Origin of the sequence: Streptomyces sp. NPDC005393, from assembly GCF_040606675.1 — a bacterium.
Lineage (GTDB): Bacteria > Actinomycetota > Actinomycetes > Streptomycetales > Streptomycetaceae > Streptomyces.
On record NZ_JBEXFG010000121.1, the window covers coordinates 1 to 2867 of the forward strand.

Here is a 2867-nt window from a genome sequence, read left to right on the forward strand (position 1 = left end):
TGTAGTCCGGCGCGGGCAGCGCCTTGCGGTCCAGCTTCCCGTTCGGCGTCAGCGGCAACACGTCCAGCACCACCACCACCGACGGAACCATGTACACGGGAAGGGATTCGGCTGCGACGTCCCGTACCGCTGCGCTGAGGTCAGCGGCGTCGGCGTCGGCCGGGACCACGTAGGCGACCAGACGCTTGTCACCCGGGGTGTCCTCACGCACGACGACCGCGACCCGGCCGACCGGGGTGAGTGAGGCGACGACCGCCTCGATCTCCCCCAGCTCGATCCGGAAGCCACGCACCTTCACCTGGTCGTCGGCGCGACCCACGAACTCCAGCGTGCCGTCCGCCGACCAGCGCACCGTATCTCCGGTGCGGTACATCCGCTCGCCCGGCCCGCCGAACGGGCACGCCACGAAGCGTTCCGCCGACAGCCCCGGACGGCCCAGGTAGCCGCGAGCCAGGCCCGAACCCGCGATGTACAGGTCACCCGCCACCCCGGCGGGTGCCGGAGCGAGGGTGGTGTCCAGCACGTAGACCTGCGTGTTCGCGATCGGAGCACCGATCGAGGACGCCCCGCCCGAGACCGTCGCCACTTCTGCGGCGGTCGACCAGATCGTCGTTTCGGTCGGGCCGTACAGGTTCGTCACCGAAGCCGTCCGGGCCCGCAGGGCGCGCGCCAGCTCGGCCGGCAGCGCCTCGCCGCCGACCAGGGCGCGGAGCCCGGCCAGTACGTCCCCCGCAGCGCCCTCGCCTTCCTCTGCGGGCTCGGACACCAGGGCGTGCCACAGACTCGGCGTGGCCTGGAGCGTCGTCGCACCCGAGGACCGGATCAGCGCGCGCAGCGCCCGCGGGTCCCGTACCACCTCCGGGGTGGCCAGCACGACGCCCGCACCGCTCAGCAGCGGGAGGTACAGCTCCAGTCCCGCGATGTCGAACCCGATCGTGGTCACCGCCAGCAGGCGGTCGTCCGTGGTCAGCGCGAAGCGCTGCCGCATGGAGGCCAGGAAGTTCACCAGCGACCGGTGCTCCACGACCACGCCCTTGGGGCGCCCGGTGGAACCCGAGGTGTAGATCACGTACGCCGGGTTGGCCGACGCCGGCGGCGCCACGAACTCGTCCGCCGTCAGCGGCCCGTCGTCTAGGCCCGCCGTCTCGGCGATCACCGACTCGTCGTCCAGGGCGATCGCCGGAACACCCGCGACGCCTTCGAACCCGGCCAGCCGTTCGACCAGGTCCGCTCCGGTCAGGACACACCGCACGCCCGCGTCGGCCAGGGTGAACGCGATGCGCTCGGCCGGGTACTCGGGGTCGATCGGCAGGTACGCGGCGCCGGACTTGAGGACGCCCAGCAGCGCCACCACCAGATCGATGCCGCGTTCCATGCAGACCGCGACCACGGACTCGGCGCCGATGCCACGGCCCGCCAGCAGCCGCGCCAGCCGGTTGGCCCGCGCGTCGAGTTCCGCGTACGTCACCTCGGAGTCGTCGCACACCACGGCGACGGCGTGCGGGGTACGCGCGGCCTGCGCCGCCAGCAGCTCGGGCAGCGCCGCCCCGGGCACCTCGAGCCCAGTCTCGTTCCACCGCGTGAGCATCCGCTCGTGGTCGGCACCGTCGAGGACACCGACCGTGTTCAGCGCCGGATCCGCGCCGCCGTCCAGGGCCGTCTCCAGCGCGGCCACCAGACCGTCGGTGGCGGTACGCACCATCGCCGCGACCGTCGCCGGATCCACCGGCGCCACCGCGTCCACGACCAGCGTCAGGCCCTCGCCGTCGTCATCGACCGCGACGGAGAGCGGGTAGTTGGTGCGCTCCCGGTTGAAGACCAGGCGGGCGCCCTCCATCCCGGCGGCAGGCCCGTCGTTAACGTGGTCGTCGGTGTTGTGGCGGTAGTTGAGCATCGACGCGAACAGCGGGGTGTCACCCTGCACGCCGCTGACTTGCTGCGCCACCGCGAGGGGTGTGTGCTCGTGCTCGAGCAGGGCCGCGAGCTGACCGCGCATCGCAGTGACCGCCGCCAGCGCACCCGTCGAGTCCAGCCGGGCCCGTACCGGAAGCATGTTCAAGAACGGGCCGGCCACCCGGTCCGCGCCGGGTCCGGCGTTCATCCGGCCGAAGAGGACGGTGCCGAAGACCACGTCGTCGCGGCCACTGACCGCGGAGAGCACCCGCGCCCACGCCACGTGCATCACCGTCGCCGCGCTGGCTCCCAGCCTGCGGGAGACCTCGCGCACCCGCCCGGACAGCTCCGGCGAGAACTCCAGCCGCGCCTCCACCGCGTCCATGCCGTCACCGCGCACGTCCACGAGTCCGTAGGGAGCGGTCGGCTCGTCGACATCGCCCAGCAGTTCGGCGAAGAACCGCTCGTGCTTCCCACTGCCCAGCCCGGCGCGCGCCTGCACGACGAAGTTCCGGAAGGGCAGGGGCTCGGACAGCTCCGCGCCGCGCCCGGCGAGGATCGTCTGCACTTCCTGGAGCAGAAGCTCCAGCGTCGTGTGGTCCTGCACCATGTGGTGGACGCGGACCAGCAGCAGCCATCGACCATCGGCGACCTCCGCCGCGTGCAGATTGACAAGCGGGGCCCGGCCCAGGTCCATCGACAGACCGACACCGGCCAGCAGCTCGTGCACCGGGTCCGCGGCGTGCAGATCCAGCGCCACCTCGGCGACCGACAGCGTCGCCCGCCGCCAAACCACCTGTACGGGCTCGCTCAGCCGTCCCTCCCACACGATGGCCGTGCGCAGGATGTCGTGGCGGTTGGCGATCTGCTGGAGTGCGTCGGTGAAGGCGTCCAGGCGGTCACGGGAGTCGAACTCCAGGACCGTCGGGGTCACATAGGTGTCCTCGCCGCCGTCGGCGAGGAGGTGGTGGAAG

Annotated in this window: 1 protein-coding gene; it reads right to left on the reverse strand. The window is 72.2% G+C overall.

What is annotated here, in order from left to right; genetic code table 11:
- A partial coding sequence (locus ABZS71_RS35455; protein WP_356216941.1) for an amino acid adenylation domain-containing protein occupies positions 1–2867 on the reverse strand: 2867 nt, incomplete at both ends.